General features: G+C 64.1%; 22 protein-coding genes and 1 pseudogene. 14 read left to right on the forward strand and 9 right to left on the reverse strand.

Annotated features, from left to right (window positions below; translation table 11 throughout):
* From phnE (ACJ8PI_RS02695) to urtE, 12 genes are all read left to right on the forward strand, one after another.
* Positions 1 to 864: a phosphonate ABC transporter, permease protein PhnE gene (gene phnE, locus ACJ8PI_RS02695; RefSeq protein WP_033637590.1), complete on the forward strand. Its 864-nt coding sequence runs from the start codon at positions 1 to 3 to the stop codon at positions 862 to 864.
* A complete protein-coding gene (gene phnE / locus ACJ8PI_RS02700; RefSeq protein ID WP_033637591.1) occupies positions 861 to 1,760 on the forward strand; it encodes a phosphonate ABC transporter, permease protein PhnE in 900 nt (299 codons plus the stop codon). The genes phnE (ACJ8PI_RS02695) and phnE (ACJ8PI_RS02700) overlap by 4 nt, the downstream gene beginning before the upstream one ends.
* 108 nt (positions 1,761 to 1,868) lie before the next feature.
* A complete protein-coding gene (locus ACJ8PI_RS02705; protein WP_004939471.1) occupies positions 1,869 to 2,333 on the forward strand; it encodes a DUF1456 family protein in 465 nt (154 codons plus the stop codon).
* 177 nt (positions 2,334 to 2,510) lie between these two features.
* Entirely contained in the window at positions 2,511 to 5,078 is a 2,568-nt protein-coding gene (locus ACJ8PI_RS02710) for a putative mucin/carbohydrate-binding domain-containing protein (RefSeq protein WP_164134045.1), read from the forward strand.
* Positions 5,079 to 5,301: 223 nt separating this feature from the next.
* Entirely contained in the window at positions 5,302 to 7,131 is a 1,830-nt protein-coding gene (gene atzF, locus ACJ8PI_RS02715) for an allophanate hydrolase (RefSeq protein WP_164134046.1), read from the forward strand.
* 2 nt (positions 7,132 to 7,133) lie between these two features.
* Positions 7,134 to 10,754 carry an urea carboxylase gene (gene uca / locus ACJ8PI_RS02720; protein ID WP_164134047.1) on the forward strand — a complete coding sequence of 1,207 codons (3,621 nt, stop codon included), beginning with the start codon at positions 7,134 to 7,136 and terminating at the stop codon, positions 10,752 to 10,754.
* Positions 10,755 to 10,768: 14 nt separating this feature from the next.
* Positions 10,769 to 11,479 carry a GntR family transcriptional regulator gene (locus ACJ8PI_RS02725; protein ID WP_033646979.1) on the forward strand — a complete coding sequence of 237 codons (711 nt, stop codon included), beginning with the start codon at positions 10,769 to 10,771 and terminating at the stop codon, positions 11,477 to 11,479.
* A gap of 35 nt (positions 11,480 to 11,514) precedes the next feature.
* Positions 11,515 to 12,783: an urea ABC transporter substrate-binding protein gene (urtA, locus tag ACJ8PI_RS02730; RefSeq protein WP_164134048.1), complete on the forward strand. Its 1,269-nt coding sequence runs from the start codon at positions 11,515 to 11,517 to the stop codon at positions 12,781 to 12,783.
* A 56-nt stretch (positions 12,784 to 12,839) separates the two neighbouring features.
* Positions 12,840 to 14,420 carry an urea ABC transporter permease subunit UrtB gene (gene urtB / locus ACJ8PI_RS02735; protein ID WP_164134049.1) on the forward strand — a complete coding sequence of 527 codons (1,581 nt, stop codon included), beginning with the start codon at positions 12,840 to 12,842 and terminating at the stop codon, positions 14,418 to 14,420.
* A complete protein-coding gene (gene urtC / locus ACJ8PI_RS02740) occupies positions 14,420 to 15,496 on the forward strand; it encodes an urea ABC transporter permease subunit UrtC (RefSeq protein ID WP_049195078.1) in 1,077 nt (358 codons plus the stop codon). The genes urtB and urtC overlap by 1 nt, the downstream gene beginning before the upstream one ends.
* Positions 15,493 to 16,299, forward strand: a complete 807-nt coding sequence (gene urtD / locus ACJ8PI_RS02745; RefSeq protein ID WP_103829716.1) for an urea ABC transporter ATP-binding protein UrtD — start codon at positions 15,493 to 15,495, stop codon at positions 16,297 to 16,299. The genes urtC and urtD overlap by 4 nt, the downstream gene beginning before the upstream one ends.
* 12 nt (positions 16,300 to 16,311) lie before the next feature.
* The gene (gene urtE, locus ACJ8PI_RS02750; RefSeq protein ID WP_033653440.1) at positions 16,312 to 17,010 is read left to right on the forward strand and encodes an urea ABC transporter ATP-binding subunit UrtE; all 699 of its coding nucleotides are present in this window, start codon (positions 16,312 to 16,314) and stop codon (positions 17,008 to 17,010) included.
* A gap of 7 nt (positions 17,011 to 17,017) precedes the next feature.
* Here urtE and ACJ8PI_RS02755 read toward each other — a convergent pair whose 3' ends face one another.
* From ACJ8PI_RS02755 to ACJ8PI_RS02765, 3 genes are read right to left on the reverse strand one after another with little or no spacing between them, the layout of a single operon-like run.
* The gene (locus tag ACJ8PI_RS02755) at positions 17,018 to 17,158 is read right to left on the reverse strand and encodes a type II toxin-antitoxin system RelE/ParE family toxin (protein WP_230116467.1); all 141 of its coding nucleotides are present in this window, start codon (positions 17,156 to 17,158) and stop codon (positions 17,018 to 17,020) included.
* Complete coding sequence (locus ACJ8PI_RS02760) at positions 17,107 to 17,316, reverse strand: hypothetical protein (protein WP_229601695.1); 210 nt, start codon at positions 17,314 to 17,316, stop codon at positions 17,107 to 17,109. The genes ACJ8PI_RS02755 and ACJ8PI_RS02760 overlap by 52 nt, the downstream gene beginning before the upstream one ends.
* Positions 17,301 to 17,564, reverse strand: a complete 264-nt coding sequence (locus tag ACJ8PI_RS02765; RefSeq protein WP_049195072.1) for a type II toxin-antitoxin system ParD family antitoxin — start codon at positions 17,562 to 17,564, stop codon at positions 17,301 to 17,303. Before ACJ8PI_RS02765 ends, ACJ8PI_RS02760 begins: the two co-directional genes overlap by 16 nt.
* Positions 17,565 to 17,699: 135 nt before the next feature.
* Here ACJ8PI_RS02765 and ACJ8PI_RS02770 point away from each other — a divergent pair, with 135 nt between their 5' ends.
* Positions 17,700 to 18,212, forward strand: a complete 513-nt coding sequence (locus ACJ8PI_RS02770) for a DUF2165 family protein (protein ID WP_033653439.1) — start codon at positions 17,700 to 17,702, stop codon at positions 18,210 to 18,212.
* A 22-nt stretch (positions 18,213 to 18,234) separates the two neighbouring features.
* On the opposite strand, the gene ACJ8PI_RS02775 is transcribed toward ACJ8PI_RS02770, so the two are convergent.
* The 5 genes and pseudogenes from ACJ8PI_RS02775 to ACJ8PI_RS02795 all read right to left on the reverse strand — a co-directional run.
* Complete coding sequence (locus ACJ8PI_RS02775; protein WP_043146939.1) at positions 18,235 to 18,747, reverse strand: GNAT family N-acetyltransferase; 513 nt, start codon at positions 18,745 to 18,747, stop codon at positions 18,235 to 18,237.
* A 24-nt stretch (positions 18,748 to 18,771) separates the two neighbouring features.
* A complete protein-coding gene (locus tag ACJ8PI_RS02780; RefSeq protein ID WP_033637605.1) occupies positions 18,772 to 19,077 on the reverse strand; it encodes a type II toxin-antitoxin system RelE/ParE family toxin in 306 nt (101 codons plus the stop codon).
* Between the two features lies 1 nt (position 19,078).
* The gene (locus ACJ8PI_RS02785; protein ID WP_033637606.1) at positions 19,079 to 19,339 is read right to left on the reverse strand and encodes a type II toxin-antitoxin system Phd/YefM family antitoxin; all 261 of its coding nucleotides are present in this window, start codon (positions 19,337 to 19,339) and stop codon (positions 19,079 to 19,081) included.
* A gap of 68 nt (positions 19,340 to 19,407) precedes the next feature.
* Positions 19,408 to 20,643 carry an FAD-dependent oxidoreductase gene (locus ACJ8PI_RS02790; RefSeq protein WP_164134050.1) on the reverse strand — a complete coding sequence of 412 codons (1,236 nt, stop codon included), beginning with the start codon at positions 20,641 to 20,643 and terminating at the stop codon, positions 19,408 to 19,410.
* Between the two features lie 76 nt (positions 20,644 to 20,719).
* Positions 20,720 to 20,860 (reverse strand): annotated as a pseudogene (locus tag ACJ8PI_RS02795) (DUF4865 family protein); the annotation flags it as partial.
* 124 nt (positions 20,861 to 20,984) lie between these two features.
* On the opposite strand from ACJ8PI_RS02795, the gene ACJ8PI_RS02800 reads away from it, so the two are divergent.
* Entirely contained in the window at positions 20,985 to 21,854 is an 870-nt protein-coding gene (locus ACJ8PI_RS02800; RefSeq protein ID WP_164134051.1) for a LysR substrate-binding domain-containing protein, read from the forward strand.
* Here the strand turns inward: ACJ8PI_RS02800 and sseA are convergent.
* Positions 21,851 to 22,696 (reverse strand): 3-mercaptopyruvate sulfurtransferase, encoded by an 846-nt coding sequence (gene sseA / locus ACJ8PI_RS02805; protein ID WP_033653435.1) that lies wholly within the window; start codon positions 22,694 to 22,696, stop codon positions 21,851 to 21,853. The genes ACJ8PI_RS02800 and sseA overlap by 4 nt on opposite strands.
* Positions 22,697 to 22,777: the final 81 nt, after the last annotated feature.

The following is a 22,777-nucleotide window of genomic DNA, read 5'->3' on the forward strand; positions in this document are numbered from 1 at the left end:
TTGAATACCGATTTCGCACACTATTACCAACGGATCCGCAGCAAGCAAAAGCGCGAAGCGCTGCTGTGGTCGCTCGGGCTGGTGGCGCTGTACCTGGGCGCCGGCAACCTCGCCGAGTTCAACCTGCACACCGTTTGGGTGTCTATTCCGCACTTCTTCGACTACCTGGCCGAAACCATTCCGACGCTGCACTGGCCTCTGCTGTTCGCCGACGGGCGCACCGAGGGCTCGCTGGCCTACTGGGGTTACCGCCTGAATATCCAGCTGCCGCTGATCTGGGAGACCCTGCAGCTGGCGCTGGCGGCGACCATTTTCTCGGTGCTGGTGGCGACCGTGCTGGCGTTTCTGGCGGCCGGCAACACCTATACCCCGGCTTCGGTGCGGCTGGCGATCCGCACGCTGGTGGCGTTTTTGCGCACCATGCCGGAGCTGGCGTGGGCGGTGATGTTCGTGATGGCGTTCGGCATCGGCGCCATTCCCGGCTTCCTGGCGCTGGCGCTGCACACTATCGGCAGCCTGACCAAGCTGTTCTACGAATCGATCGAAACCGCCTCCAACAAACCGGTGCGCGGGCTGGCGGCCTGCGGCGCCACGCCGCTGCAGCGCATGCGTTTCGGCCTGTGGCCGCAGGTGAAACCGGTGTTTCTTTCCTACAGCTTCATGCGGCTGGAGATCAACTTCCGCCAGTCGACCATTTTGGGGCTGGTGGGGGCGGGCGGCATCGGCCAGGAGCTGATGACCAACATTAAACTCGACCGCTACGATCAGGTCAGCATGACGCTGCTGTTGATTATCGTGGTGGTTTCCGTGCTCGACTACGTGTCGGGCGAGCTGCGCAAGCGCGTGGTGGAGGGGGCAAAATGATAGCGGGCACTCCGGCGTCGGCGGAAACGCTGCGCCAGTTGAAACAGCAGCATCCGGCGATCTTCGCGCAGCAGGGGCGCTACCTGCGCACCGTTGGCCTGATCGCGCTGGCGATCGTGCTGTACTACGTGTTCTTCTTCCTGGTGTTCGGCATTACCTGGCCGCAGTTTATCAACGGCTGTCAGCAGCTGGGGCGCTATTTCCTGCGCATGTTCGTCTGGCACGACTTCGTCAACTGGCCGTTCATGTACTACTTCCAGCAGATCGGCATCACCATCGCCATCGTGTTCGCCGGCACCATTACCGCGTCGCTGATCGCGCTGCCGCTGTCGTTCTTCGCCGCACGCAACGTGATGTCGACGCCGCTGCTGCGGCCGATCTCCGTGCTGGTGCGCCGCTTGCTGGACGTGCTGCGCGGTATCGACATGGCGATCTGGGGGCTTATCTTCGTGCGCGCCGTCGGCATGGGGCCGCTGGCCGGGGTGTTGGCGATCGTGATGCAGGACGTCGGGCTGCTGGGCAAACTGTACGCCGAAGGGCACGAGGCGGTGGACAAGTCCCCCAGCCGTGGCCTGACGGCGGTAGGCGCCAACGGGTTGCAGAAGCACCGCTACGGCATCTTCACTCAATCGTTCCCCACCTTCCTGGCGCTCAGCCTGTACCAGATCGAGTCCAACACCCGCTCTGCGGCGGTGCTGGGCTTCGTCGGCGCCGGCGGCATCGGCCTGGTGTACGCGGAGAACATGCGGCTGTGGAACTGGGACGTGGTGATGTTCATCACCCTGATCCTGGTGGTGGTGGTGATGATCATGGATAAGGTCTCGTCGATGCTGCGCAACAAGTACATCATCGGCGAAGACATCCCGCTGTATCAGCAAAAAAGCCAAATCGATTGAGAAACCCCTTGCCGATCCCTATACTGCCGCACATTCAAGGTGTGTGGCAGTCATTTCGTTTCGCAATGTGCGCACGTCCCCGTTAGACAAATAAGGCAATGCAATCCCATGATGAACAACGACGTGCTGCGCAGCGTGCGCTATATGCTGAGCATTAACAACGCCAAAATGGTCGAGATTATCAAACTGGACGATTTCGAGGTGGCGGTGTCGGCGATGGACGCTTACGTGATCAAAGAAGGCGAGCCGGGCTACGAGAAGTGCCCGGACGAAGTGATGGCGCACTTCCTCAACGGCCTGGTGTTCTTCAAGCGCGGCAAGGACGACAAGTTCCCGGCGCCGGCGGTTGAGCTGCCGATCACCAATAACCTGGTGCTGAAAAAGCTGCGCGTGGCGTTTGAGCTGAAAGACACCGATATGCACCAGATCTTCACCGCGGTGGACTTCCGTATCTCCAAGCCGGAGCTGAGCGCGCTGTTCCGCAAAGAAGGCACCAAGAACTACCGTCCGTGCGGCGATCAGATGCTGCGCTACTTCCTCAAAGGGCTGGCGCAGCGCGTTCGCGGCGAGTAGCGCGCAGCGTTCATCGAACATCGGGCGCAATCGCAAGGTTGCGCCTTTTTTTTTGCCGCTCTCCCGCCCGCCGTTGTTGTACTGGCTCTCAGCCATCCGCCATCGATGGAGGGCGGGCCGCCCCTCCGGTTACTTTCTCATGGTCAATTCAATCCCCCCAACCATGAGGAAAGCAGGATGCCAACCATCACGAAAACCCAATCACTTTACACGTTGACCCGGCCGGTCTGGCTGGATGCGGCAGGCATGAGCAAGGGCATCGACCACGATCGTCAGCACCTGGGCATCATTCTCGCCGCCGGGCAGGTGCTGCGAGTGCGGCAGACCAACGCGGCGTTTACCGGCAAGCTCACGCTGCGCTTGCTGAATGACGACAGCAAAACGGAGGCTGAATTCAGCGTCGGCGCGAGCTGGGTCGAGGCCCAGGTCAATGCCGTCTCGGTGCCGTTCATCGATACGCCGTACGGGCAGGGCGAACCGGCGCTGGAGTTCGAGTATTCGGACGCGGCGAAAGCGCTGCCGGTTTATCGCCGTGGCGAAAACGAAGCCGCATTTTTCGCCCGCTGGGACGATCGGGACGCCGAGTTTGCGCTGGTCGATGCGGAATACGCGGTATTGCTGGTGCCGAAAATCAGTAAACCGGCGCTGAAGTCGCTGGGCGAAGCGAAAAACATCGACGGGCTGATCGCCTACTATGACCGCATTTTCACCTTCTACAATGCGCTGACCGGCGTCTCGTTCGAGGCCGAACACGAATCCGATCGCAATATTCGCAACCGCTACTTTATGAAGGCCGATAAACACGGCGCCGGCGCCGCGTATTACGGCGGGCGCTGGACGGCGGAAACCAGCAACTCGGTCAGCAGCTTCTGGCTGACGCCGAAAGACAGCAACTGGGGCAGCCTGCATGAGATTGCGCACGGCTATCAGGGGCACTTTATGGGCGACAAATATTTCTCCACCGGTGAGATGTGGAACAATATTTACGCCGCTTGCTATCAGGACGTGATGCTGGGAGAGCGCAAATACCAGGAAGGGTGGCTGTATAACTACGGCAACGCGGCCGGCGTCGAGAAGAAAATCGTCGATCTGATCGCTCAGGGCACGCCGCTCAACCAGTGGGATCTGCGCTCCAAGCTGTTCTTCGCGATGCTGATGGTCGACAAGGCAGGCAAGAACGCCTTCACGCACTTTAACCAGCAGTATCGCCAAAGCTGCAATACGCCGGGTTTCGTGCCGTCCGAACATGCCTTGCTGGATCTGCTGTCGGCAAGCTTCGCCGCGGCCGGCGAGCAAATCGACGTGACGCCGTTCGTCGAGCTGACCGGCGGCGTGATCACCCAAACGCAGCGCGATCTCAACGCGTTCAGCCACGCCAAGGCGGTGTATCCGCTGTATCAACTGGTGGATGCGCAGAGTTTGCCGGCGGTGCAGGCACAGCTGAAGCTGGATTCCTCCCTGCGCCTGGTCGATTCCTCTCAGCTCAAGGCGAGCGGCCTGAAAGGCGATGTCGCCCTGAGTCTGGATATCGATGACTTTGCGCAGATCTACGGTGAGGATCTGGTGCTGATGGAAGGGGCGCGCTATGCCCACAAGGTCCGTATCGACGCGCCGACCCTGGCCCTGAATGCGTTGCCGATCGGCGTGTACACCCTGCGGTTACCGACCGGCAAGGATCGCAAATATCGGCCAACGGCGGGTTACCTGACGGTGAAGCAGGGGAAAAACGCGGTAACGCTTCGCTTCGAACGCAAAGCCGCTTCGCCGATCGTTTCACAGGAGATCGCTCTGTTGGGCCTGAGCGATGCGGTCTTCGCCACCGTGGTCGTCGATCGCGCCAAGGGCGCAGTGGTGGTTGACGTGACCAGTACCACGCCGCATTCCTACTTCCCCGGTGAAACCTATGCCCGAGTGACGCTGCGCGATCGGCAGGGCGCGGTGCGCTTCACTAAGGAGATTCAGGGCACTCAGGCTACGTTAAGTCATGACGAGCTGCCGTTTGCCGAGGGCGATGACATCGAGATTTACCATGTGGAGCCGAGCCGGGTGCGCTTGAATCCGGCGGCGGCCGGCGTCATCGACAACAAAAACAAAACCAACGTGCTGCGTATCGAAAAAAGCGGGCTGAAAAATCCGGCGTTGCCCGGCGATCCCGAGCAAGCGCTGCTGGCGCGCCTGGAACAGGCGGCGCAGCGTTTGCGCCGCCTGCTGCCGGCTTACTACGCGCCGTCGTCGTCGTTCAAGGACGATATTTATCTGGCGATCGGCGCCTTCGCCGAGCCGCAGCACGAGTCGCTGTTGGCGACCTATCGGGATTGCCTGCCGGCCGACAATGCGCCGCCGGGCGCTAACGTCGGCAATGCGTTTACCGTGGTTTGCAAAGGGATCGGCGATCGCCAGTTTCTGACCGGCGCCGTCGATCTGGTGAAGAAAACCGTGACCGTGACGCTGGCGGCGGGGATTGCCCACCACTACTTTGCCGACAGCTACGCCTTCCTCAGCGTGACGGATGCGGACGGTAACACCTTGCTCAGCTACGACGTCATCGGCAGCCAAAATCAACAGGCTAAAACCTGGGTGCTGCCGCTGTCGGGGTACGGCGGTGAGGTGATCCATCTGCGGCATGAAGAGCCGGACAACCGTCTGACGATCGTCAACGAGATGCAGCACGTGCGGTTGGCGGAGAAGGGCAAGCAACAGACCTACTGCATTACCTCGATCGGTTTGAAACGTATCAACGACTGATCCACATCCCCCTCCCGGGGCGGCGAGCGTCGTCGCCCCGGTTTTCCTCTGCATCATCCCCTTATTGCACTCTTTTTGTTCTCCCGCTGCGCGCCGCTGGTGCAGCCCATTCGCCGTCGCCGTCATAAGTTTTAATTATAATTTATTGAAATCATGAAATTAAAAATTGGCACGCCGGTTGCTCTGTTGAATCCCATCTTGTGTACCAGATGGAATTCAGCCGATGAGCGACCCTGTTGAAACGTGCGGTTTTACCCTCAGTGAATGGCAGCACCATTATCAAACCCGTCCGGCGGGCGAGCGCCTCGCCTGCGTCAGCGCCGCGATCGAAGCGCTGGTCGCCGATTTGGATTCAGACGACAACGCCTGGCTGTATCTCGCCACCCCGGCGCAGCGCGAGCGGCAGTATCGGCAACTGGCACAGAGGCTCGAAGCAGTCGCCGGCGATCTCAGCCGCCTGCCGCTGTTCGGCGTGCCCTTCGCCATCAAAGACAATATCGACGTCGGCGGCTGGCCGACCAGCGCCGCCTGCCCGGCGTTCACCTATCAGGCCGCGGCGGACGCCACCGTGGTCGCCAACCTGCGCGCCGCCGGGGCGATCGCCCTCGGTAAAACCAATCTCGACCAGTTCGCTACCGGGTTGGTGGGCACCCGCTCACCCTATGGCGCAGTGGTCAACAGCTTCGACAGCCGCTACGTCAGCGGCGGCTCCAGTTCCGGCTCCGCTTCGGTGGTGGCGCGCGGCCTGGTGCCGTTCGCGCTGGGCACCGACACCGCCGGTTCGGGGCGCGTGCCCGCCGGGTTCAACAACATCGTCGGGCTGAAGCCGACCAAAGGGCGGTTGTCCAACCGCGGCGTGGTGCCGGCCTGCCGGTTGAACGATACGGTGTCGGTCTTCGCGCTGACGGTGGCCGATGCCGCGCAGGTGGCGGAACTGGCGAGCGGCTTTGACGCGGCAGATCCGTATTCCCGCCCCGATCCGCATACCGCGCCGGCGGATATCCCCGCCGCGCCGCGTTTTGCCGTTCCCGCCCAGCTGGAGTTTTTCGGCGACGTGCAGGCCGAGCGGGCGTTTCACCGCGCGCTGGCGCAGCTGCAGGTGGGCGGCGCCACGCTGGAGCCCCTCGATTTCGCGCCGTTTCGCACCCTGGCGGAGCAGCTGTATTACGGCCCCTGGGTGGCGGAGCGCACCGTGGCGATTGAGCAGGTGCTGGAAGCGAACCCGCAGGCTATCGATCCGGTGGTGCGCGGCATCGTCGGCAACGGCCTGGGCTACAGCGCCTGCGACGCCTACAAGGCGGAATACCTGCGTGCCGAATTGGCGCGGCAGATCGCCCAGCGGCTGGCGCCGTTCGACGCGCTGGTGGTGCCGACCGCGCCCACTATTCGCACCCTGGCGGAGATGGCGCAGGAGCCGGTGCTGTTCAATTCGCAGTTCGGCACTTACACCAATTTCACCAACCTGGCCGATCTGAGCGCGCTGGCGCTGCCGGGGCCGCTGCGCGAAGACGGGCTGCCGGCGGGCATCACCCTGATTGCGCCCGCCTGGCATGACCGGGCGCTGGCGGCGTTTGGCCTGCGCTGGCAACGGCAAAGCGCCTTGCCGCTCGGGGCAACCGGCCGGGCATTGCCGCCGCAGCCGGCGCCGGCGCCGTCGGCGGGGCATGTGCGTTTGGCGGTAGTGGGCGCTCACCTCAGCGGTATGCCGCTCAACGTCCAGCTGACGCAGCGCGACGCGGTGCGGGTGGAGCAAACCGTCACCGCCCCCTGTTACCGCCTGTACGCGCTGGCCGATACCGAGCCGCCGAAGCCGGGGCTGGCGCGCGCGGCGCAGGGAGAGGCGATCCGTCTTGAGCTGTGGGACATCCCGCTGGCCCGTTTCGGCGAGTTTGTGGCGGAAATTCCGGCGCCCTTGGGTATCGGCACGCTGCTGCTGGCGGACGGCCGGCGGGTGAAGGGGTTTATCTGCGAAGCCTGGGCGCTGGAAGGCGCCACGGATATTACCGAGTTTGGCGGCTGGCGCGATTATCTCGCCGGCGTTAAGGGGGCATGAACATGTTTACTACCGTACTGATCGCTAACCGCGGCGAAATCGCCTGCCGCGCCATTCGCACCCTGAAACGCCTGGGCGTCACCAGCGTGGCGGTTTATTCCGACGCCGACCGCAATGCGCCGCACGTCACCGAAGCCGACAGGGTGGTGGCGCTCGGCGGCGACAAGGCCGCCGACAGCTACCTGAGCATCGACAAGATCCTTGCGGCGGCGGCAGCCACCGGCGCGCAGGCGATCTACCCCGGCTACGGCTTTTTGTCCGAGAGCGCCGAGTTTGCCGACGCCTGCGAGGCGGCGGGTATCGCCTTTATCGGCCCGACGGCGGCGCAGATGCGCGAGTTCGGTCTCAAGCACCGGGCGCGCGAGCTGGCGGCGTTGGCCGGGGTGCCGATGACGCCGGGCACCGGCTTGCTGGAGAACGTGGAGCAGGCGGTTGCCGCCGCCGCGCGCATCGGCTACCCGGTGATGCTGAAAAGCACCGCCGGCGGCGGCGGCATCGGCCTGACGCGCTGTGACGACGAGGCGGCGCTGCGCGAGGCGTACGACAGCGTCAAACGGCTGGGAGAGCAGTTCTTCCGCGACGCCGGCGCCTTTATCGAACGCTTCGTCGATCGGGCGCGTCACGTCGAGGTGCAGATTTTCGGCGACGGCCAGGGGCGGGTGGCGGCGCTCGGCGAGCGCGACTGCTCGCTGCAGCGCCGCAACCAAAAAGTGGTGGAGGAAACCCCGGCGCCACACCTGCCGGCGGCGACCCGCCAGGCGCTGCAGCGGGCGGCGGTGGCGCTGGGCGAGTCGGTGAACTATCGCAGCGCCGGCACCGTGGAATTTATTTACGACGCTGCGCGCGACGAGTTTTACTTCCTCGAAGTGAACACCCGTTTACAGGTCGAGCACCCGGTCACCGAGATGGTCACCGGCCTGGATCTGATCGAATGCATGCTGCAGGTGGCGGCGGGCGATGCGCTGGATTGGGCGGCGCTGCAACGCGCGCCGCAGGGCGCGGCGATCGAAGTGCGCCTCTATGCCGAAGATCCGCTGAAGAACTTCCAGCCCAGCCCCGGCGTGCTGACCGAGGTGCATTTCCCCGCCGACGTGCGCCTCGACGGTTGGGTGGCGACCGGCAGCGAAGTCTCGGCGTTTTACGACCCGATGATCGCCAAGCTGATCGTACACGGCGCTGACCGCGCGCAGGCGCTGGAAAAACTGCGCGTGGCGCTGGCGGCGACCCGTTTGCACGGCATCGCCACCAACCTCGATTATCTGCGGCAGGTGATCGCCACGCCGCAATTTCAGCGCGGCGACGTTTGGACGCGCCTGCTGGACGATTTGCATTACCAGCCGCACTGCCTCGAAGTGCTGCAACCCGGCACCTACAGCAGCGTGCAGGACTATCCCGGCCGCCTCGGCTATTGGGACATCGGCGTGCCGCCGTCCGGCCCGATGGACGACTTCGCGTTCCGGCTGGCCAACCGCATCGTCGGCAACCACCCGGCGGCCGCCGGGCTGGAGTTCACCCTGCAGGGGCCGACGCTGCGCTTTCACTGCGACGCCACCATCGCGCTGACGGGTGCCAGCTGCCCGGCCGATCTGGACGGCGAAGCGGTCGCCTACTGGCGGCCGATCGCGGTGCGGGCCGGGCAGGTGCTGACGCTGGGGCGCGCCACGCACGGTTGCCGCACCTATCTGGCGGTACGCAACGGCTTCGACGTGCCGGTGTATCTCGGCAGCCGTTCCACCTTCGCGCTCGGCCAGTTCGGCGGCCACGCCGGGCGCACCTTGCGCGTGGCGGACATGCTGGCGATCGCTCAACCGGAATTGGCCGCCAGCACTACGCCGGCGCCGATCGCCGCGCCGCAGGCGATGGACGACAGCCTGATCCCGCACTACGGCGACCAGTGGCACATCGGCGTGCTGTACGGGCCGCACGGCGCGCCGGACTTTTTCACCGCCGAATCGATAGACGCCTTCTTCGCCACCGACTGGCAGGTGCATTACAACTCCAATCGCCTCGGCGTGCGCCTGTCGGGTCCGAAGCCCGAGTGGGCGAGAGAGGACGGCGGCGAAGCCGGTTTGCATCCTTCCAACGTGCACGACTGCGAGTACGCCATCGGCGCGATCAACTTCACCGGCGACTTCCCGGTGATCCTGACCCGCGACGGGCCGAGCCTTGGCGGCTTCGTCTGCCCGGTGACCATCGCCAAGGCCGAGCTGTGGAAAGTGGGGCAGGTGAAGCCGGGCGACCGCATCCGGTTTCATCCGATCTGTTTTCGCCAGGCGCAGTCGCTGGAACAGGCGCAGCTCGGCAGCATCGAAGCGCTGGCGGCGGTGAAGGCCATCGCCCTGCCGCCGCCGGATCTGGCCCCGGCGGATACCGTTTCCGCCGCGGTGCTGGCGGCGCTGCCGGCGGCGGGAGGGCGCCCGGCGGTGGCGTATCGCCAGGCGGGAGACGGCTACATCCTGATGGAGTACGGCGACAACGTGCTCGATCTGGCGCTGCGGCTGCGCATTCATCTGCTGATGCAGTCGCTGCGCCAGGAGGCGATACCGGGCGTGGCGGAGCTGGCGCCGGGCGTGCGTTCGCTGCAGATCCGCTACGACAGCCGGCTGATAAGTCAGGCCGATCTGCTGCAGCGCCTGCTGGCGCGCGAACGGGCGCTGGGGGACGTCAGCCGCCTGAAGGTGCCGACGCGCACCGTCTGGCTGCCGATGGCGTTCGAGGATTCGGCCACGCTGGGGGCGGTCGATCGCTATCAGCAGACGGTGCGCGCTTCGGCGCCCTGGCTGCCGAACAACGTCGATTTCATTCAGCGTATCAACGGCCTGAGCCGACGCGAGCAGGTGCGCGACATCCTGTTCGACGCCAGCTACCTGATCCTAGGGCTGGGAGACGTCTACCTCGGCGCACCCTGCGCGGTGCCGCTCGATCCGCGCCATCGCCTGCTGAGCTCCAAATACAACCCGGCGCGCACCCACACCGCCGAAGGGACGGTCGGCATCGGCGGCATGTACATGTGCATCTACGGCATGGATTCGCCGGGCGGTTACCAGCTGGTGGGGCGCACGCTGCCGATCTGGAACAAATTCCTCAAAAACCCGCAGTTCACCGCCGGTGAACCCTGGCTGCTGCGCTTCTTCGATCAGGTGCGCTTCTACCCGGTCAGCGAGCAAGAACTGGACGAGCAGCGCGAAGCGTTCCGCGAAGGGCGCATGCAGGTGCGCATCGAAGAGAGCGAATTCGACTTCGCCGCCTACACCGATTTCCTGGCCGACAACGCCGGGGCGATCGCCGACTTCCAGCATCGCCAGCAGCAGGCGTTCAACGCCGAAGTGGCGCGCTGGCGCAGCGATGACGACGAGGCCGAGGCGCAGCTGTTGCCGCCGGTTGAAGAAGACGCGATCGACGGCGATCTGGTCAGCGCCGATCTGAACGGCAGCGTGTGGAAGATCCTGGTGGAGCCGGGGCAGGCGGTGGCGGCCGGGCAGCCGCTGATCGTGGTCGAGGCGATGAAGATGGAATTGGCGGTCACCGCGCCGCGCGCCGGGATCGTCAAACGCATCAGCTGCCGGCAGGGGCGGCCGGTCGGGCCGGGCGACGCCCTGCTGTGGCTGGAAAAAGCGATCTGAACGGAGGGGCGAGGATGCAAATCACCAACGGAGAGCACAAGGCGCGGCCGGAGGGGCTGGCGGAGCGCATTTATCTGCAGCTCAAGGCCGACATCTTCGAGTTTCGCCTGCTGCCGGGCGATCGCTTCAGCGAAAGCGACGTGGCGCAGCGCATGGCGGCCAGCCGCACGCCGGTGCGTCAGGCGCTGTTTCGACTCGAGCGCGAAGGCTATGTCGAGGTGCTGTTTCGCAGCGGCTGGCAGGTGCGGCCGTTCGATTTTGCCTACTTCGAAGAGCTGTACGACCTGCGCATCGTGCTGGAACAAGAGGCGGTGAAACGGCTGTGCGAATGGCCGGCCGGGGAAACGCCGGCCGCGCTGGCGGCGCTGAACCGTTTTTGGACCGAAGCGCCGCGTCTGGCGGACGGCCAGGTGGTGTCGCAGCACGACGAGCAGTTTCATCAGGCGTTGGTAGCCGCGGCGGGCAACGGCGAAATGGCACGCATCCACCGCGAGCTGACCGAAAAGATCCGCATCATTCGCCGATTGGATTTCACCCAGCAGGCGCGGGTGGACGCCACCTACCGCGAACACGCCGCCATTTTGCAGGCGATCCTGCAGCGGCAAAGCGGGGTGGCGCAAGCGCTGCTCGGCGAGCATATCGCCGTCAGCAAGGCAGAGGTACGAAAAATAACGCTGCACATGTTGCACCAGGCGCGGGCCCAGCAGCCGGCGCGCTCGGCGTAACGATTTTGATTTCACACACATCAGGAGTTTGAACTATGCAACGTCGTCGTTTTATCAAAGCTTTTGCGCTGTCCGCCGCCGCGCTCGGCCTGGGCCTGGCCTGGAGCGCGCAGGCCGCCGACACCATCAAGGTCGGCATTCTGAGTTCGCTCTCCGGCACCATGGCGATTTCCGAGACGCCGCTGAAGGATGTGGCGCTGATGACCATCGACGAGATCAACGCCAAAGGCGGGGTGCTCGGCAAAAAGCTGGAGCCGGTGGTGGTGGATCCGGCCTCCAACTGGCCGCTGTTCGCCGAAAAGGCGCGCCAGCTGCTGAGCCAGGACAAGGTGGCGGCGGTGTTCGGCTGCTGGACCTCGGTGTCGCGCAAGTCGGTGCTGCCGGTGTTTGAGGAGCTGAACGGACTGCTGTTCTACCCGGTGCAATACGAAGGCGAAGAGATGTCGCCGAACGTCTTCTACACCGGCGCGGCGCCGAACCAGCAGGCGATCCCGGCGGTGGAATACCTGCTGAGCGAGGACGGCGGCGGCGCCAAGCGCTTCTTCCTGCTGGGCACCGATTACGTCTATCCGCGCACCACCAACAAGATCCTGCGCGCCTTCCTGCACAGCAAAGGCGTGCAGGACAAGGATATCGAAGAGGTCTATACGCCGTTCGGCTACAGCGATTACCAGACCATCGTCGCCAACATCAAGAAGTTCGCCGCCGGCGGCAACACCGCGGTGATCTCCACCATCAACGGCGATTCCAACGTGCCGTTCTACAAAGAACTCGCCAACCAGGGCGTCAAGGCCACCGACGTGCCGGTGATCGCCTTCTCGGTCGGCGAGGAGGAGCTGCGCGGCATCGACACCAAACCGCTGGTGGGCAACCTGGCGGCCTGGAACTACTTCGAATCGCTGGATAACCCGACCAACAAACAGTTTGTCAGCCAGTGGAAAGCCTACGCCAAGGCGCACAATCTGCCGAATTACGCCACCGCGGTGACCAACGATCCGATGGAGGCCACCTACGTCGGCCTCCACATGTGGGCGCAGGCGGTGGAAAAGGCCGGTACCACCGACGTCGATAAGGTGCGCGCCGCGATGGCCGGGCAAACCTTCACCGCGCCGTCGGGCTTCACGCTGACCATGGACAAGACCAATCACCACCTGCACAAGCCGGTGATGATCGGCGAAATCGAGGGCAACGGGCAGTTCAACGTGGTGTGGCAAACCGAAGCGCCGGTGCGCGCGCAGCCGTGGAGTCCCTATATCGCCGGTAACGACAAAAAACCGGATTACCCGGTGAAAGGCGGCAAGTAACGTCACTCAGCGCCGGCGCGGCTCGACGCGCGCCGGCCCAACAGAAGAGGCAGCTGATGCAATCTCCGTTTTTATCCTTTTTGCGCGTCGGGCTGTGGCTGTTGTGCGCCTGGCCCCTGCTGGCGCAGGCCGGGCCGGCCGATGAGTTCGCGGCGGCCAATCGCGCGCAGCAGGCCAAACTGCTGCAGGCGTGGGCGGCCGAGCCGGACGCCGCTCGCCTGCCGTTGCTGCAGGGGCTGCAGCAGGAAACCGTGGCGATCGACGAGGCGAAGCGCGCCTTTATCCGCCAGGGCGACCGCTATCTGCCGCTTGAAGGTGAGGCGGCCCCGGTTGGCGAACCGAAGAAGGTGTGGCTGAACAACCGGCTGCGCATTCTGATCGCCAACGCGTTGTCGGCGCAGCGGCTGGTCAGCGCGGACGCGGCGGTGCGGCTGCAGGCGGCGACCGCGCTGCAGCGCGAAGCGCAGGGCGAGCAGTTGCCGCTGTTGAGCCGGCGGCTGGCGCAGGAGAAAGACCTGCAGGTACGCGACGCGCTGAGCATTGCGCTGGCGAACCTGCAATTGACCGACGCCAGCCCGCAGGTGCGCTTCAATGCGGTGCGGCTGCTGGGGGAATCGGGCGAGCCGGAAACCCGCGCGCGGCTGCAGGCGTTGACCGACGCCGCTCACGAGCCGGACGCCGCGGTGCGCGCCGAGGCGCAACGCAGCCTGCAGCGGGTGCAGCATCGCCTGATGATCGGCGATCTGCTCGGCCAGGCGTTCAGCGGCCTGTCGCTCGGCTCGATCCTGCTGCTGGCGGCGCTCGGGCTGGCGATCACCTACGGCCTGCTCGGCGTCATCAATATGGCGCACGGCGAAATGCTGATGCTCGGCGCCTATTCCGCTTACCTGGTGCAGGGGCTGTTTCAGCAGTTTGCGCCGCAGTGGCTGGCGCTCTACCCGCTGGCGGCGCTGCCGGTGGCGTTCGCCATCACCGCCGGGATCGGCATGCTGCTGGAGCGCACGGTGATCCGCCACCTGTATGGCCGGCCGCTGGAAACCCTGCTGGCCACCTGGGGCATCAGCCTGGTGCTGATCCAACTGGTGCGGGTGCTGTTCGGGGCGCAGAACGTCGAGGTCGCCAACCCGGCGTGGCTGTCGGGCGGCGTGCAGCTGCTGCCGAACCTGGTGCTGCCGTGGAACCGCATCGCGGTGATCGCATTCGTGCTGTTGGTGCTGGCGCTGACCTGGCTGCTGCTGAACAAGACCCGGCTCGGCATGAACGTGCGCGCGGTGACGCAAAACCGCGCGATGGCGGCCTGCTGCGGCGTGCCCACCGGGCGGGTGGACATGCTGGCCTTCGGGTTGGGATCCGGCATCGCCGGGCTCGGCGGGGTGGCGCTGTCGCAGTTGGGCAACGTCGGGCCGGAGCTGGGGCAAGGTTACATCATCGATTCGTTCCTGGTGGTGGTGCTCGGCGGCGTCGGCCAGCTGGCGGGGACGGTGGCGGCGGCCTTCGGCCTAGGCATCGTCAACAAGATCCTCGAGCCGCAGATCGGCGCCGTGTTGGGCAAGATCCTGATCCTGGTGCTGATCGTTCTGTTTATTCAAAAGCGTCCGCAGGGGCTGTTCGCCCTCAAGGGCAGGGTGATTGACTGATGAGCCAACCATTGACCGTAACCGGCGTGCAGAAAGCGCCCCGGCTGGCGTTGAGCATCGGCGCGCTGGCGTTGCTGGTGCTGCTGGTGATGCCGTTCTTGACGCTGTTGCCGGCGGATCATCCGCTGGCGGTGTCCACCTATACCCTGACGCTGGCGGGCAAGATCCTGTGCTACGCGGTGGTGGCGGTGGCGCTCGATCTGGTGTGGGGCTATGCCGGGCTGCTGTCGCTCGGCCACGGGCTGTTCTTCGCGCTCGGCGGCTACGCCATGGGCATGTACCTGATGCGGCAGGCGGCGGGCGACGGGCTGCCGGCGTTTATGGCGTTCCTCTCCTGGAATGAGCTGCCGTGGTTCTGGAGCGGCACCCAGCATTTCGCCTGGGCGCTGTGCCTGATCGTGCTGGTGCCGGGCCTGCTGGCTTTCCTGTTCGGCTACTTCGCCTTCCGCTCAAAAATCAAAGGGGTGTATTTCTCGATCATGACCCAGGCGCTGACCTATGCCGGCATGCTGCTGTTCTTTCGCAACGAGACCGGCTTCGGCGGCAATAACGGCTTTACCGGTTTTACCACGCTGCTCAGCTTTCCCATCACCGCCCCCGGCACGCGGGTGGCGCTGTTTCTGGCGACGGTGCTGCTGCTGGCCGCCAGCCTGGCCATCGGCTTTGCGCTGGCGCGCAGCAAGTTCGGCCGGGTGCTGACCGCGGTGCGCGATGCGGAAAACCGGCTGACCTTCTGCGGCTACGACCCGAAGGGCTTCAAGCTGTTCGTCTGGACGCTGTCGGCGGTGCTGTGCGGGCTGGCCGGCGCGCTCTATGTGCCGCAGGTCGGCATCATCAACCCCGGCGAAATGTCGCCGACCAACTCGATCGAAGCCGCCATCTGGGTGGCGCTCGGCGGGCGCGGCACGCTGGTGGGGCCGCTGCTCGGTGCCGGCATCGTCAACGGCGCCAAGAGCTGGTTCACCATGGCCATTCCCGAATACTGGCAGTTCTTCCTCGGCCTGATGTTTATCGTCGTCACGCTGTTTCTGCCCAAAGGGGTGATCGGCCTGCTGCGCCGGAGGAAAACCTCATGAAAGCGATGCAAGTGACCGACGAGCTGTTTACCCACCCGCTGCCGGCGGATAAATACCGGCAGCAAACCGATCCGGTGCTGCAGCTCGACAACGTCAACGTCAGCTTCGACGGTTTTCGCGCGCTGACCGATCTGTCGCTGCGCATTGGCGTCGGCGAACTGCGCTGCGTGATCGGCCCCAACGGCGCCGGCAAGACCACGCTGATGGATGTGATCACCGGCAAGACCCGGCCGGACAGCGGCAAGGTGTTTTACGATCAGACCGTCGATCTGACCCGGCTGGCGCCGATGCAGATCGCCCACGCCGGCATCGGCCGCAAGTTTCAAAAACCGACGGTGTTCGAGGCGCTGACGGTGTTCGAAAATCTGGAGATCGCGCAGAAAACCCGCAAGTCGGTGTGGGCCTGCCTGCGCGCCCGCCTGAACAGCGAACAGCGCGACCGCATCGACGAGATGCTGAAGACCCTGCGGCTGGGGCATGAACGCCACCGGCCCGCCGGGCTGTTGTCCCACGGGCAAAAACAGTTTCTGGAGATCGGCATGCTGCTGGTGCAGGAGCCGCACCTGTTGCTGCTCGACGAGCCGGCGGCCGGCATGACCGACGCCGAAACCGACTACACCGCCGAACTGTTCCGCGAGCTGGCGGGCAAGCATTCGCTGATGGTGGTGGAGCACGATATGGGGTTTGTGGAAACCATCGCCGATCGCGTGACGGTGCTGCACCAGGGGCAGGTGCTGGCGGAAGGATCGCTGGCGCAGGTGCAGGCCGACGAACGGGTGATTGAGGTATATCTGGGGCGCTGAGGAGGCGTAATCATGCTGCAGGTAGAAGAATTGAATCAGTATTACGGCGGCAGCCACATTCTGCGCGGCCTGTCGTTCGAGGCGCGCATTGGCGAGGTGACCTGCTTGCTGGGGCGCAACGGCGTGGGCAAGACCACGCTGCTGAAATGCCTGATGGGATTGGTCCCGGCGCGCAGCGGCAGCGTGCGTTGGCAGGGCGAAACCATCACCGGTAAAAAGCCGCATCAGCGGGTGCGGGCGGGCATCGCCTATGTGCCGCAGGGGCGGGAGATTTTCCCGCGCCTGACGGTGGAGGAAAATTTGCTGATGGGGCTGGCGCGCTTTTCCGGCGCCGCCGCGCGCACGGTGCCGGATCCGATCTATGAACTGTTTCCGGTGCTGCGGCAAATGAAGGATCGGCGCGGCGGCGATCTCTCCGGCGGGCAGCAGCAGCAGTTGGCGATCGGCCGGGCGCTGGCCTGCCGGCCGCAGCTGCTGATCCTCGACGAGCCGACGGAAGGGATCCAGCCTTCGGTGATCAAGGAGATCGGCGCGGTGATCAAACAGCTGGCGGCGAAGGGCGATATGGCGATCCTGCTGGTGGAGCAGTTCTATGACTTTGCCGCCGACCTGGCGGACAGCTATCTGGTGATGTCGCGCGGCAGCATCGTGCAGCGCGGCGCCGGCAGCAATATGGAACAGGACGGCGTACGCGGGCTGGTGGCGATTTGACGTTGGATCAGCTGAAAAAGGATCGGCTGAGCGGATCTCGGGAATGATGCAGCACTCTGATGATATTCACCTCCCGCCTGTGCTGACGAAAATAAATCAGGTGGTTGGCGACGGGCAATACCCATAGGCCGGGGCCGATTGCATCGATGTTTCTGCCGAGTTGGTGGTGGCTAAGGTTATCGAAAGCCTGTGCAGGTGGCGCAGATAATCTTCGGCCACCTGTAAGCCAAAGTGCGCCAATCCGTAAAAATAGATCTCTTCCATATCGTCCAAGGCTTTTGGGCGGACGGTTACTTTCCTGCGCATCCTTTTGCTTTGCTCCGTATTCTTTCCATAAACACATCACGATCCCATTCGACGGCTTCGCCGCTGTTCTCTCCTTCGGCAATCAGGCGCCTAAGCTCTTCCAGTTTTGAGGCGGCGGTACGTTCGCGCAAAGTGCGCACGGATTCGCGGATGACTTCGCTGGGCGTGCGGTAATCGCCGCTGGCCACCAGGTCTTCGACGAAACTACGCAGTTCGTCACCCAGATCTACCGTTAATGTTCTGCCCATTGTTCCCCCTCACTTTCGGCTATGCTGCGTCATTGTAAGATTAGTTCTTACATTGTGCACGTCAAACTCTCAGGATCTCGACTGCGGCACCGCCATGAGGGCGGAAGCCGCAAGTTTATTAATTAAGGATAACCCATGAACGAAATCACTGTGTCACGCCTCGGTTGCATCGTCCTGTCCCTGTTTCCGGCCCTGTGGGGGCTGTTCAGCCTGTTGAACAATACGGCGGATTTCGCCGGCACCGCGCGCAATGCGGTGGGCCCGCTGCTCGCCATGCAGGATACCTATCAGACGCCGGGGTTGATGTGGCGCGCGATCGGCGCTGACTGGGCCTGTATGTTGGGGTTGGCTGTCATCACCACGCTGGAAACGCTGGCCGGCCTATTCGCGGCCGCAGGCGTGGTGCTGATGATCGGGCGATTTAAAGGCCCTTACGCCGCCTTCGCCAAGGGCAAAATCTGGGCGATGCTGGGGGCGATTTGCGCAATTGCGGTGTGGGGCGTCGGCTTTATGGTGGTCGCCGGCGACTGGTTTATGGCCTGGCAGGCCAAGCAGGATCCGCTGGCGGTGCAGCTGGGGGCACTGATCTACCTGGCGCCCAATGCGTTTGCCTTGCTGTTCCTGATGCTGCAGCGGGAGCCGCGCTAAACGAAGGCGGAGCGGGGCGCGGTTACAGCGCCTTGCTCATATACCAGATGCCTATCGAGCCCTGGGCGCTGGTGTAGCAGGTCTCGCCACAAATGCTCAATCCCTGGCGCTGATAAAAGCGTTGGGCGCCGGTGTTGCGTTGCAGCACCTCCAGCCACAGCGTCTTCTGCCGGCGCTCGATGGCCCGCTGCTGCACCTGTTCGAACAGGCGCTGGCCATAGCCGTTGCCGGCATGGCCCGGCAGGAAATAGATTTTCTGCAGCTCTGCGCCGCGGGTTTGCGTTGGCGCCAGCAAGCTGTCGACGTTGAGCCGCGCATAGCCGACCAGGGCGTCATCCTCATAGGCCAACAGCCAGCACACGTCGGGATCGCGCAGCGTCCGTTCCAGCGCGGAGACGGCAAAATCCTCGGCCAGAAAGGCCTCCAGCTCGTGCGGGTAGCGCCACAGCTCACCGAAGTGCGCGCGATAGGTGCGGATGCCGATATCGCGTACCTGCGTTAAATCTTCCAGCAATGCCTGACGGACGGTGAACATCTGTGCCCCTTTGAGTAAGAAAAATTACAGCCGTTGTTCCAGATGCCGGTGGGGCACCATCGCCTGATGCAAAATGGCAAGAACGGTGATGCCGGCAGGGCGGCTGCGGTAGTAGATCCTATGGCTGGCGTAAGGAAAACTGCGTATCTCTTCGCCCAGATCGTGAAAGTGGGCTTTACCCGCTTCCGGCATGTCCGCCAGATGATGCATGATCTCTCTCAACTGCTCAAGATAGCGGCGAGATTGCGTTTGGCCCCAGTGCTCGACGGTGAAATGGCGAATAGCCAGCAGATCTTGTTGGGCTTGCGGGGTGAGGCGAAACGCGGGCATATCAGTCGGTTTCATCGGTGAGCAGACGGTTGAAGAAGGCATCACCGTCTACCGCCTTACCGGCGTCTTCCTCGGCGGTAGCCTGCGCGATTTTTTGCTGCAGTGCGCGTAGTTTGAGATCTTCCAGCGCCTGGTAGTCTTCTACCGACATGACGACGGCGACCGGTTTGCCGTTGCGATTGATTTGCACCGGCTCACGCTGCGCCTTGAGCAGCAAATCGCCGAATTGGGTTTTGGCCTCGTTCGCGCTGAGTGCGTACATTTAATCGCTCCAGTTAATTAAATCGTTCGATTTAACCATTATACGGCGCGATGAAAAAAGCACCAATGTTATTCCGGCGGGCAGGTTTCGTTGGACAGATGCCGCGGCGTTTCGCGGCGAAAACCCAGGCCGATGATGCGGCCGAACAGGCGCGGCAGCCAGCGGCTGTTGCCGACGTGGGCGATCAGGCGCGAACCGCCCGCTGCGCGGCGTTCGCCCGGCTTGCGCTGGCTCATTTTGATCTGCAAAAACTGGATGGCCCGGGTGGGGAATTCGCGCCGGCGCTGCACGCTCAGCAAATGCTTCAGCTGCAGCCGATGCTGGCGCAGCGGTGGGATCAGGGCGTTGGCGGCGGCCACCGCGTCCTGAATCGCCAGGTTGACGCCCACGCCGCCGATCGGCGACATGGCGTGCGCGGCGTCACCGATGCACAGCACCCCCGGTTTGGCCCAGCGATCCAGACGATCGATGCGGATGCTCAGCAGCTTCACCTGATCCCACTCGACGATCTCCTGCAGGCGATCGTCCTGGAATGGCGCCACCTCGGCGAGGTGCAGCAAAAATTTCTCCAGGCCGCTGCGGCGGATCGCGTCGAAGCTGCCTTTATCGATCGAGTAGCCGCACTGCCAGTAGTCGCCGCGATCGATCATGATGAAGTTCTGCTTCGGCCCGGTATGGCCCATCGACCAGGCCGGATCGCCCGGCTGCTTGCTGAGCTTCATCCACAATACGTCGCGCGGGGCGCCGAAGGAGCGGCTGCTGAGCGCCGCCTGCTCGCGTACCACCGAGTTGCGGCCGTCGGTGCCGATCACCAGCTGGCTGCGCACGCGGATCGGGCCTTCCGGCGTGTCGGCCAGCACGCCGCATACCTGGCCGCGGTCGTAGAGCAGCTTATGAACCTGCGTCGAGGTGAGCAGCCTGAAATGGGGGAATGCGGCGGCCTGCTGTGCCAAAAAGTTGAGGAACTCCCACTGCGGCATAAAGGCGATAAATTTGCAGCGCGTCGGCAGGCGGGTGAAATCCGCCAGCTTGATGTCGCGCCCGGCGACTTCGGCGTGCAGGGATTCCGCACGCTGGTGTGGCAGCGTCAGCAGTTCGTCGAGCAGGCCCAGCTGGTGCATGACTTCCAGCGTCGACGGGTGAATGGTGTCACCGCGAAAATCGCGCAGGAAGTCGGCGTGCTTCTCCAGCACCGTCACGTCGATCCCCGCCCGCGCCAGCAGATAGCCGAGCATCAGCCCGGCGGGGCCGCCCCCCACGATGCAGCAGGTGGTGGCGTAAGGTGTGATCGGTGATGACGGCATGGCGGTTGACCCCGGAGAGCGGCCCGCATCCCGCGAGCCGCAAGTGAATGTTTAGTGTTGATAATGATTATCAATATCAAGTTTGACTGTCAACCCGCGGCGCAGTGTGGTCAAAGGGGGCGGACAGATGGCCGATGCGGAACAGCTGGCCGTTGTGCGGCTGCGCCTGCGGCGGTTCACGCCATAAATCCAGCCGCACTAACCGCCACTTGGCGGGCTGCGTGCATCGCGAGCATAAGGATTCTCCGCAAAGACATTGACCGGGAGAGAGTGACACGCCATCTTTATCAGTAAAATCGGTATTATTTTGATTGATGGTTCAGAAAATCAGGATGGTCAGCATGGGGCGAATCACGTTCGATCTCGAGGATTTGCGCAGCTTCGTCACCGGCGTCGAGCTGGGCAGCTTCGCCAAGGCGGCGGAACGGCTGGGGCGTTCGACGTCGGCGGTCAGCGCTCACCTGAAAAAGCTGGAGCAGCAGGTCGGCGCGCCGATCCTGCGCAAGGCCGGACGCGGCATGGTGATGACCGAGGCGGGGGAAATCCTGCTCGGTTACGCTCGCCGCCTGCTGGAGCTCAATGACGAAGCCGCCGCCGCGGTGCGCGGGTTGGATCTGCAGGGCACGGTGCGGCTGGGGCTGCAGGAGGATTTCGGCGAGACGTTTCTGCCGCAGGTGTTGGGCAGCTTTGCGCGCGCCAATCCAAAGGTGCGCATCGAGGCGCGCATCGCCCGCAATGCCGAGCTGATCGACTGGGTGCTGAAAGGCCAGCTGGATCTGTCGCTGGCGTGGGATGGCGGTCTGAGCACGCCGTTTCATCAGGCGCTGGGGCAGCGGCAGTTGCACTGGATTGCGTCGCCAGGCTTCGCGCTGGCGCCGTGGCGAGAAGGGGATGAGCCGTTGCCGTTGGTGATGTTCGACGCGCCTTGCCTGATGCGCAGCGCGGCGACGCAGGCGCTGGATCGCGCCGGCATACCCTGGCGCATCGCCTTTACCAGCCGCAGCCTGAACGGCGTGTGGGCGGCGGTGAGCGCTGGATTGGGCGTCACGGTGCGCACGGCGGCGGGTTTGCCGCCCGGCCTGGCGCCGCTGGCCCCCGATCTGCTGCCCGCTCTCGGCCAGCTCGGCGTGGTGCTGCACCGCGCCGAGGATCAGCCTTCGGCCGCCGTGCAGCGGCTGGCGCAGATCGTGGTCGAGCGGATCGAAACTTAATCTTGGGCGATCGGCTGCTTGCCGCTCAGCTGGCCCCATTCGCTCCAGGCGCCGTCATACAGCTTGACCTGTGGCGCGCCGAGCGACAGCAGGCCGAACGCCAGCACCGCCGCCGTCACGCCGGAGCCGCAGCTGGTGATGATCGGGCCGTTGATATCCACCCCCTTGTCGTTGAAGGTTTGGCGCAGCGCCTCCAGCGATTTGAAGCGGCCGTTTTCCAGCAGCTCGCCGTACGGAATGTTGATGCTGCCGGGAATATGGCCGCGGTGCAGGCCGGGGCGCGGCTCCGGCGCTTCGGCATAAAAACGCGGCGCGGCGCGCGCGTCGAGAATTTGCACCGGCGTGCCTAACGCCTGCTCCACTTGCCGCATATCCACCACCGCGTCGGCGTTGAACCGGGCGTTGAACGTCTGCGGGGCAGGCTGCGCCGGGCCGGTTGCCAGCGCCTGGCCCTGCGCGGTCCAGCCGTTCAGCCCTTCGTCCAGCACGTAAACGCGCTCGGCGCCGAAATTGCGGAAAGTCCACCAGCCGCGCGGCGCGGAGAACTGGTTGCCCTCGTCGTAAATCACCAGGGTATCGCGTTCGCTGATGCCCAATTGGCCCGCCGCCGCGGCGAATTCCGCCGCCGTCGGCAGCATATGCGGCAGCGCGGTGCTTTTGTCCGCCACCTCGTCGATATCGAAATAGACCGCGCCGGGGATATGGCCGCGTTCGAACTCGGCAAGCATATCTTTCTTCGGCGTCAGCCCCACCGGCGACATCCGGACGTCGATCACCACCAGATTTTCATCGTTGATATGTTGCGCAAGCCATTGAGGGGTCACCAGAAACGGAGAATTCATCGTATTGTTCGCCTGTTGTGAAACGGATTTTCACTATACACCAGGCCGTGCCGGGATGGAGTATGATGTTCAGGCAACGGT

The organism is Serratia sp. CY82433, from assembly GCF_052166535.1.
Taxonomy (GTDB): Bacteria; Pseudomonadota; Gammaproteobacteria; order Enterobacterales; family Enterobacteriaceae; genus Serratia; species Serratia sarumanii.

Coding starts and splice junctions, on each gene's coding strand:
- ACJ8PI_RS02765 (WP_049195072.1), bottom strand. CDS start 17,564: ATGGGCAGAACATTAACGGTAGATCTGGGTGACGAACTGCGTAGTTTC.
- ACJ8PI_RS02760 (WP_229601695.1), bottom strand. CDS start 17,316: ATGCGCAGGAAAGTAACCGTCCGCCCAAAAGCCTTGGACGATATGGAA.
- ACJ8PI_RS02780 (WP_033637605.1), bottom strand. CDS start 19,077: ATGCCCGCGTTTCGCCTCACCCCGCAAGCCCAACAAGATCTGCTGGCT.
- uca (WP_164134047.1), top strand. CDS start 7,134: ATGTTTACTACCGTACTGATCGCTAACCGCGGCGAAATCGCCTGCCGC.
- ACJ8PI_RS02785 (WP_033637606.1), bottom strand. CDS start 19,339: ATGTACGCACTCAGCGCGAACGAGGCCAAAACCCAATTCGGCGATTTG.
- urtC (WP_049195078.1), top strand. CDS start 14,420: ATGAGCCAACCATTGACCGTAACCGGCGTGCAGAAAGCGCCCCGGCTG.
- sseA (WP_033653435.1), bottom strand. CDS start 22,696: ATGAATTCTCCGTTTCTGGTGACCCCTCAATGGCTTGCGCAACATATC.
- ACJ8PI_RS02705 (WP_004939471.1), top strand. CDS start 1,869: ATGATGAACAACGACGTGCTGCGCAGCGTGCGCTATATGCTGAGCATT.
- ACJ8PI_RS02710 (WP_164134045.1), top strand. CDS start 2,511: ATGCCAACCATCACGAAAACCCAATCACTTTACACGTTGACCCGGCCG.
- urtA (WP_164134048.1), top strand. CDS start 11,515: ATGCAACGTCGTCGTTTTATCAAAGCTTTTGCGCTGTCCGCCGCCGCG.
- ACJ8PI_RS02790 (WP_164134050.1), bottom strand. CDS start 20,643: ATGCCGTCATCACCGATCACACCTTACGCCACCACCTGCTGCATCGTG.
- ACJ8PI_RS02775 (WP_043146939.1), bottom strand. CDS start 18,747: ATGTTCACCGTCCGTCAGGCATTGCTGGAAGATTTAACGCAGGTACGC.
- phnE (WP_033637591.1), top strand. CDS start 861: ATGATAGCGGGCACTCCGGCGTCGGCGGAAACGCTGCGCCAGTTGAAA.
- ACJ8PI_RS02800 (WP_164134051.1), top strand. CDS start 20,985: ATGGGGCGAATCACGTTCGATCTCGAGGATTTGCGCAGCTTCGTCACC.
- atzF (WP_164134046.1), top strand. CDS start 5,302: ATGAGCGACCCTGTTGAAACGTGCGGTTTTACCCTCAGTGAATGGCAG.
- urtE (WP_033653440.1), top strand. CDS start 16,312: ATGCTGCAGGTAGAAGAATTGAATCAGTATTACGGCGGCAGCCACATT.
- ACJ8PI_RS02725 (WP_033646979.1), top strand. CDS start 10,769: ATGCAAATCACCAACGGAGAGCACAAGGCGCGGCCGGAGGGGCTGGCG.
- ACJ8PI_RS02770 (WP_033653439.1), top strand. CDS start 17,700: ATGAACGAAATCACTGTGTCACGCCTCGGTTGCATCGTCCTGTCCCTG.
- urtB (WP_164134049.1), top strand. CDS start 12,840: ATGCAATCTCCGTTTTTATCCTTTTTGCGCGTCGGGCTGTGGCTGTTG.
- urtD (WP_103829716.1), top strand. CDS start 15,493: ATGAAAGCGATGCAAGTGACCGACGAGCTGTTTACCCACCCGCTGCCG.